The sequence below is a fragment of the Clostridium cuniculi genome (assembly GCF_004353185.1).
GTDB lineage: Bacteria > Bacillota > Clostridia > Clostridiales > Clostridiaceae > Clostridium > Clostridium cuniculi.
The window spans coordinates 1-7,859 of the sequence record NZ_SMUS01000070.1 but is presented as its reverse complement, the minus strand read 5'-3'; the positions used below and the strand labels follow the sequence as shown (position 1 = coordinate 7,859).

Annotated in this window: 12 protein-coding genes; 4 read left to right on the top strand and 8 right to left on the bottom strand. The window is 26.7% G+C overall.

The genetic code is table 11. The annotated features are described in order from the left end of the window. Positions 1-197: 197 nt before the first annotated feature. The 5 genes from EJJ37_RS19220 to EJJ37_RS19210 all read right to left on the bottom strand — a co-directional run bounded on the left by EJJ37_RS19220 (position 198) and on the right by EJJ37_RS19210 (position 1,392). Positions 198-443 (bottom strand): hypothetical protein, encoded by a 246-nt coding sequence (locus EJJ37_RS19220; protein WP_133017057.1) that lies wholly within the window; start codon positions 441-443, stop codon positions 198-200. After that, positions 440-640, bottom strand: a complete 201-nt coding sequence (locus EJJ37_RS19215) for a DUF6906 family protein (RefSeq protein ID WP_133017056.1) — start codon at positions 638-640, stop codon at positions 440-442. Before EJJ37_RS19215 ends, EJJ37_RS19220 begins: the two co-directional genes overlap by 4 nt. Before the next feature lie 14 nt (positions 641-654). Next, positions 655-780, bottom strand: a complete 126-nt coding sequence (locus EJJ37_RS21075) for a hypothetical protein (protein ID WP_275547967.1) — start codon at positions 778-780, stop codon at positions 655-657. Positions 781-843: 63 nt separating this feature from the next. After that, positions 844-1,005 carry a hypothetical protein gene (locus EJJ37_RS20525; RefSeq protein ID WP_166484846.1) on the bottom strand — a complete coding sequence of 54 codons (162 nt, stop codon included), beginning with the start codon at positions 1,003-1,005 and terminating at the stop codon, positions 844-846. A gap of 111 nt (positions 1,006-1,116) precedes the next feature. Beyond that, positions 1,117-1,392 (bottom strand): hypothetical protein, encoded by a 276-nt coding sequence (locus EJJ37_RS19210; protein ID WP_133017055.1) that lies wholly within the window; start codon positions 1,390-1,392, stop codon positions 1,117-1,119. Between the two features lie 285 nt (positions 1,393-1,677). Between EJJ37_RS19210 and EJJ37_RS21245 the strand changes: the two genes are divergently transcribed. Together EJJ37_RS21245 and EJJ37_RS19200 are read left to right on the top strand one after the other, a co-directional pair. Continuing rightward, positions 1,678-1,842, top strand: a complete 165-nt coding sequence (locus EJJ37_RS21245; RefSeq protein ID WP_243124926.1) for a hypothetical protein — start codon at positions 1,678-1,680, stop codon at positions 1,840-1,842. A gap of 244 nt (positions 1,843-2,086) precedes the next feature. Then, positions 2,087-3,649, top strand: coding sequence for a recombinase family protein (locus EJJ37_RS19200; protein ID WP_166484845.1), 1,563 nt, complete (start codon positions 2,087-2,089; stop codon positions 3,647-3,649). Between the two features lie 37 nt (positions 3,650-3,686). On the opposite strand, the gene EJJ37_RS19195 is transcribed toward EJJ37_RS19200, so the two are convergent. Beyond that, complete coding sequence (locus EJJ37_RS19195; RefSeq protein WP_133017054.1) at positions 3,687-3,944, bottom strand: ABC transporter substrate-binding protein; 258 nt, start codon at positions 3,942-3,944, stop codon at positions 3,687-3,689. Between the two features lie 171 nt (positions 3,945-4,115). Here EJJ37_RS19195 and EJJ37_RS19190 point away from each other — a divergent pair, with 171 nt between their 5' ends. Together EJJ37_RS19190 and EJJ37_RS19185 are read left to right on the top strand one after the other, a co-directional pair. Then, positions 4,116-4,505, top strand: a complete 390-nt coding sequence (locus EJJ37_RS19190) for a CidA/LrgA family protein (protein ID WP_133017053.1) — start codon at positions 4,116-4,118, stop codon at positions 4,503-4,505. 4 nt (positions 4,506-4,509) lie between these two features. Continuing rightward, a complete protein-coding gene (locus EJJ37_RS19185) occupies positions 4,510-5,211 on the top strand; it encodes an LrgB family protein (protein WP_133017052.1) in 702 nt (233 codons plus the stop codon). A gap of 74 nt (positions 5,212-5,285) precedes the next feature. On the opposite strand, the gene EJJ37_RS19180 is transcribed toward EJJ37_RS19185, so the two are convergent. Further along, positions 5,286-7,469, bottom strand: coding sequence for a type IA DNA topoisomerase (locus EJJ37_RS19180; protein WP_133017051.1), 2,184 nt, complete (start codon positions 7,467-7,469; stop codon positions 5,286-5,288). An 83-nt stretch (positions 7,470-7,552) separates the two neighbouring features. After that, on the bottom strand, positions 7,553-7,859 hold a 307-nt coding region (locus EJJ37_RS19175), incomplete at its 5' end, for a TspO/MBR family protein (protein ID WP_133017050.1).

Below are 7,859 nucleotides of genomic sequence, written 5' to 3'. Positions count from 1 at the left end.
ATCTTTACTAATTTTTTCATTAATCATAATATTCTTTACTTCAAAATTAAGATAATCTTCTGAAATCTCATAATTATTATAGGCTTTTCTCAATCTTTCAATATCACTTTTAGATAAAACACTATTCTCACTGGTATAATCTTCCATGCACAAATGCTAATACCCCTTTATAAAAAATAAATATTTACGCGTTTATTTTACCTTTTTTTACAATAAGATTCAATATATGTTTTATTACGTTTTATTTTCAAGAGTTTTATTCTTTCTTTTATCTTTTCTTCTAATTGTTCAATTAGATTATTTGTTTCCGGATCTAATACAACAAAACTTTCTTTGTTGTTAGATGATACTATAGCTCCAGTTTTATCTACCTCACTTGTGGTATAAGCTATCCTATTACCTACATTATCTTTTACTACTGCAAACCCTGTTAATAATTTCATGTTTTATCCCTCCATGAACACATATCTTCTAACCTTTCCCTTGTTGCTGTTGCTTGTTCTCTTTTTAAATCCTTCTTTATATCATAAAATACATATTCTTTTGTTGTTGATTTTTCTAATAAATAGTTACTTGGATTTAACTTTTTATCCTGAAGAAATTTCTTCTGTTCCCTTATTAATTTTTTTAATTTTTTCATAGTTTATTACTCCCTTATTTATCTTTTTTACTTTTATTTTCAACTACTAAAATTTTATTAGCCAAGTATACTTTATCTACTATCCCCCATTGACACTCCTCTAAAATAACTACTCCTGTTATCTCTTCCTCTCCTTGCACTGCTCCTCTTCTCTCTACTATAAAACCTTCGTATATCTCTCAGCCTGTAATATCTTTCTTTCCTCAATATAAAACTGGTTTTAAGTGTCTATTATTAACTGTTCCTTCTGCTACTCCATGACTATTAAATGTTTGTACCTCTCCATCTCCTGTTATGCTGTAGCCTGTACCTCTTATAAATCTTTTTCTATTCTTGTCATAAATCTTAAACTTTATCTTTAACATCTCTATCTTTCCGATTTGTTTTCTTACTTCTATATTTTTATATAACTGTTAATATGTTTAATAAATTTCTTTAAAGGCTTTTTAGCCTGTCCATCTTTTGAATATATGTTATTAAGTTATATTATTTTTTCTACCTTTTCTCCTTGATTTTATTCTTTCTAACTCTTCGCCCTCATATCCCATTTTTTCTAAATACTCATCATTGTTTATAATTACAGTTGCCCAACATTCTCCAAACTGCTTTTCTAACGCACTTATTAATCCATTCCAATATCTTTCACTAACTTCTCTTATTTTTTCTGGATCTTCAACTGGATTTATACAAACAGCTCTAAATTTACTTCCTGACATTGTAAATACTTCTGTACCTATCCCAATTTGTTTCACCTCTTCATTTCTCTTTATGTTATTTTATTCATTTGATTTACTAATTGTTAAAATATATTTTAAATTTATCCTTCTTTATAATTTGTTTAGTTTTCTAAACTTTCGTCGTAAATTTTTAAATATTTTGTTGTGCTTTCTTAGCCTTAATAATATCTAAATATAGGAAGTTTTTAAAATAAAAACTATTGGAGAAAGAATAAAAGAAGATTTAAATTTAAGAAATATGAAACAAGCTGATTTAGTTGAAAAAAATAAGATAAACAAAAAAAATCTTTAAGTTCTTATATTTCTGGTAAATATACTCCAAAACAAAATAATATATATCTAATAGCTGAAGCTTTAAATGTAAATGAAGCTTGGTTAATGGGTTATGATGTTCCGATGGAGCGCACTAATAACATCACTAATTCTAATCTTAACTTTACAAAAGAATCTAATACTAAACAATAAATTATAACTCGAAGATGGTCTATAGAAAATTTACTTACTTCAGATAAGATTATAGACCTTTTATTATCTGAAGTTTCTAATACATATGAACTCTCTGAAGAACTACATATAACAGAATCTCTCTTAAAAGAAGCTCTTCAGTATTATAAAAATAAATTTGGTATTTACTATGTTAGAAAAAACCACTTACTAGTTTTTGAACCATTACATCTTGTTGAAATATCTTATTAAAGAGGTGAAGCAAATGAATGTTGCTATTTATGCTAGAAAATCAAAAGCCACTAAAAAGGGTGAATCTATTTCTAATCAAATAGAACTTTGTAAAAAATACTTTAATAATACAACAGATAAAGAAGTTAATTTCTTAATTTATGAAGATGAAGGCTGGTCAGGAGGAAATATTAATAGGCCTCAATTCACTAAAATGATGAATGATGCAAAATTAAAAAGATTTACTGCTCTTATATGTTATAGACTTGATAGAATCGCCCGTAATGTAGCTGACTTTTCTTCTACTTATAAGATATTAGAAGAAAATAATATTACTTTTATAAGCATTACAGAACAATTTGACACAAATAGTATTATGGGGCGTGGAATGATTAATATTGCAGCTACATTTGCACAAATAGAAAGAGAAACTATAGCTGAAAGAATAAAAGATAATATGCTTGAACTTTCTCGTACTGGTCGTTGGTTAGGTGGTACCCCACCTTTAGGATTTAAATCAGTTCAAATCACAGAAAATAATAAAAAAATGTATAAACTAGAAGTCGTTGAGGAAGAGATAGAAATAGTCCGCCTTATATACAATCTATATCCCAAATATAAGAGCACTGTTCCTGTCGCTAGGTATTTAGTATCTAATTATATAAAAGGCAAAAATGGAGGCGATTTCAGCCGAAATACAGTACTTCAAATTTTAAAAAATCCTGTATATTGCTGTTCAGATTCTGAGGTTATAAAATATTTTGAAAATAAAGGTTCTTTTTTAAATACAACAACTTCATCAAAATATGGACTAATGGTCTATAATAAAAGAAAAGGTGGAAAAAAAGAAAATCCTATCGATGAATGGATAATTGCTACTGGTAAACATCCTGGTATTATTTCAGGATCAGAATGGGTAAATTGTCAGAATATTTTAGAAGAAATTAAAAGTAAATCTTCTCCAAGAAAATCTACCGGAAACAAATTTTTATTATCTGGAATATTAAAATGTGCTAAATGTGGTTCTAGTATGTGTTCTTGGAGCAGAACTAGTCATGGAAAATACTATAGAAGTTATAGATGTGAATTAAAAAATAGAGCTTCCAATAGATGTAACTCTAAAATGATTAATGCTGATCAACTTGAAGGATTCATTATTGATTTATGTAAAAATATTGATATCAAAGAAATTATAAATTCTAGTAAAATCGAAACTAATAATTTAAAATTAAAAAGTGAGTTAAAAACTTTAAATAAAAATCTTAATGAAAATGATAAATTACTACAAGGTCTTATTAAAAAATTAGCATTAATAGATGATCCAGATATTTTATCTATGATCCAGGTTGAAATAAAGAAAATTAAATCTGAAAATGATACTATTATAAAAAAAATTAATGAGCTAAACCTGACCATGTTTGATATCGAAGATGAATATAATAATAAGCAAATGCTTTTAGAAAGTTATAGACGTTTTGAAAGATCTATTGATTTGATTGATGATGTTGAAGCTAAAAGAAATTTAATAACAAACTTTATTGAATATTTTACTTATGATAGTGATACTAATGAAATTGGATATAAAATAAGGCTATAGTTAATTTTATAGCCTTTTTTATATAAAACATATGTTGTCATTTAAAATATGTTGTATCTGCACCTTGTCCAGTTGATAAATCAATCTCTAGCCCTTCTTCTTCAAAAAAACCCTCTGTAATTGCTACATACATGGGTGTATAAAAAACAGATCTAACAACTTCGTTTAATCTTACAATTTGTAATTCAACATCACTTCCATTCTTAGTTGCTGTTTTTTCACACCCACCAAAAGTAGCCCCTATAACAGCTACTAACCCTATAATAGTAGCAATTTTTTTTAAGAATTTACTCATTCCTACTCCTTTTTAGCTTAACTAATTATATTATTATGATTTATATTATGATTTATAGTTGTTTTTTGTTAATTAATGTAATTTTTAATTAATAGAAAATTTATAAGTATTTACTATTTTTTTTTTTAGTGCTAAAGTATTTTTGTATTAAAAAAAAAGGAGGTCCTATTAATGAAATTTTTCAGAGAATCTATTTTACTTCTTTCTATATATTTTGTAAGTGAAATAATTTCGAAACTACTTAATTTACCTGTACCTGGAAGTATAATAGGAATGATTTTGTTATTTGTTTTACTAACATCAAATATTATTAAAATTGAAAAGGTTGAAAACTTAGCTAACTTTTTTTTAGATCACTTAGCTTTTTTCTTTATTCCAGCCTCGGTAGGACTTATGACATCTTTTGCATCTCTTAAAGGTAGTATTTTTAAAATAATACTTCTTTGCATACTAACTACTATAATTGTTATTGCTGCAACTGGTATTACAGTACAATTTATATGTAATAGAAAATCTATAAAAGAAGTTAAAAAAAATAAAATTAATAAAAAGGGGGCTTAATACAATGGATATATTTACAAATAATATGTTTTTTGGAATATTTATTTCTTTAGTTGCTTTTGAAATAGGTCTATTTATTTATAAAAAAACAAAATTTCCGCTTTTTAATCCACTTTTAATAGCATCAATAATTATAATTGCATTTTTAAAGATATTTAATATAGATTTTGATACATATAATAAAGGTGGTCAATTCATTAATATTTTCTTAGGGCCAGCAACAATAGTACTAGCTGTACCATTATATAAAAATCTATCTTTACTTAAAAAAAATTTCCTTCCTATTTTTACAGGTATTTTTGTTGGAAGTTTAGTTAGTGTATTATCAGTTATTTCTATTTCAATCTTCTTAGGCTTAGATAACAGTTTAACTATTTCTTTATTATCAAAAAGCGTTACTACTCCTATAGGTATAGAAATTACTAATAGTTTAGGTGGGGTTTCTTCTATAACAGTTCTTGCTATTGTCCTTTCTGGAATAATTGGCGCTGTAGTTGGCCCTACTGTATTTAAAATTTTAAGAATTAATCATCCAATTGCTAAAGGCGTTTCTCTTGGAACAGCTTCTCATGCTGTTGGAACAAGCAAGGCTCTAGAAATAGGTGAAACTGAAGGTGCTATGAGTTCATTATCAATTGGAGTTGCAGGAATAATTACTGTATTTTTAGCTCCTGTTTGCTACTCTATTTTATCAATTTTTATGTAGAAAAAACCATAAGATATAGTATATATAAATATATACTTACATATCTTATGGTCTTTTATTTTTAAATATTATATTTAATTTATAAACTCCATTTTCCAATTATAGTATCCAGTTTTATCGTCTTTTTCATATCTTAAATATGCAGAGAAAAAAGTTCCTTTCTTACTCTTAAGATTTCTAAAACCTACTTTTCCATTTTTAAGTAATAATGCAACCATTTCTTTAGTTACCTTTTTACCCATAGCCTCTATAAACTTATCATTCTTCCAAATAGTAAACTTACATCCATTTTTCCAATTAGTACATCCAAACCCTTTTTCACCTTCAATTATTGCATTACCACATACAGGACATTTTCCTATTTCCTCTGCACCTTCTGGTTTTTCAACTTTAAATTTTGAAAGCATAGAAGTATCATTTTTTATCTTTTCAACAGAACTCCTAGTAAAATCAAATATTAAATTTAGAAAATCTTCTTTTTTGAACTTACCTTTTTCTATATCCGATAATGTCTTTTCTAGTCTCCCTGTATATTCTAAATCTAAAAGCTCTTTTGCTGGAAATATTTCTACTATAGTTCTCCCTAATTCCGTAGTTGTTAAACTTTTTCCCTTTGTTTTTATGTATCCAATATCTTTAAGCTTTTTTATAGTTTCTGCTCTAGTTGCAGGAGTTCCTATACTGAATCCACTTAAAATTGCTTGCATCATTTCATCTGAATTACTCTCATCATCTGAATTTTCATCTTTTTCTTCCTTAAAAGATTTCCCGCAAGTTTCCATAACCCTTAAAAGTGTTTTTTCAGTATGATACTTAGGTGGTTTTTTAGTTACTTTATTCACTTTACTATCTACAATATCTAAATTTTCGCTCTTTTCAACTAAAGGAAGGATAGTATCCTTTGTTTCTATTTTTTCAACAATCCTCCATCCTTTTATTATTTCAACTTTACCTTTTGAAATAAATTCACCTTTTAATAACTCATCATTAACTTTTAAAGTTATTTTAGTTTCTTCAAATTCTGCTACAGGCATAAATTGCATAATAAATCTATTCTTAATAGCATTATAAACATGTTGTTCCTCTGTAGTTAATCCCTTAGGAATAACATAAGTAGGAGTTATTGCACTATGGCTTTCTACCTTTGAGTTATCAAATACTCTTTTTGATTGTACAAACTTAATTTGATTTTCATAAGGTAATCCCTTTTTATGTGTTTCCAATACTTTTCTTGCTTTATCAACTAAACTTTCTTCTAAAACACTACTCGCTGTTCTAGGATAAGTTATAAGTTTCTTTTCATATAATCCCTGAGCAACTTTAAGTACTTTATCCGAAGTCCATCCTTTATATTTGCTAGTAATATATCCTTGTAAGTTAGAAAGATTAAAAAGACTCTGTGGGTATTCCCTCTTCTTTTCTATTTCCTTATCTACAACTACTGCTTGTTTTTCTTTTAATATCTTACTTAAATTATCTAGATAATCTTTTTTTTCAAACTTTTCAGAAGAATTTTCATAATAAAGACTTTCAAACTCTATGTTATCTTTAGATTTTAAACTAATTAATAATTTATAGTAATAAGATTCTTTAAAATTTTCAATTTCCTTATCTCTATCATATATAATTTTTAATGTTGGAAGTAATACTCTTCCAATATTGATAGTCTTTTTTTCACTTGCTCCGTAACGTAAAGTTGCAACTGAAGTTAAATTAATTCCTATTGTCCAATCAGCTAATTGTCTTCCAATACCTGCATCTTGAAGTGATTTCATTTCACTATTCAGCTTCAAATTGGACATTCCTTTTTTAACTTCATCTTCTGTCCATTCATTAAGTAAAAGTCTATATATGGGTTTCTTTATTTCATAATGAATAAATAGCTCATCTGATATTACTTGACCCTCTCTATCGTAGTCTGTAGCAGAGATAACTCCATCAACATCATCTCTATCTATTAATCCTTTTATTATATTAATTTGCTTCTCAGCACCTTTATCTGTAACAGCTCTATTTACATTATCACATTTAACTTTGTATTTAAATTCTTCAGGTATGAATGGAAACTTCTCCATTCTCCACCCCTTCATATTTTCATCATAATCCTTTGCATCATATAATTGAAGTAAATGTCCAAAAGCCCATGTAACTAAATAATCTTCGCCCTCATAATAACCATCTCTTCTTGTCTTTATCTTAAATGCGTCTGCAATATTCTTAGCTACTGATGGTTTTTCTGCTATAATTACTTTTTTCAAAATACTCTTCTCCTTAAACCTGTATTAATACATTACCAGATTTATATTTTATCCTATTTATTTTCATAATTCAAATTAAATTCCTACATCTCATTAAACATCCAAATATAAAATGTTAAATATGAGGCAAAAGCTACCCAACCTATATAAGGTATCATCAATACACCTGCTATTTTATCAACTTTAAAGAACTTTATAGTAGTAATTATAATTAAAAGCAATAAAATTATTATCAAGATAAAAGAGATTCCATATAATCTTAAATTAAAAAATATTATAGCCCATAAAAAATTTATTAATAGCTGTACTAAATAATAAAAGTATCCGTTATAATCATTTCTTTCAGCCTTATTATTCATGTATATTCTATATGCTGCAATACCTATTACT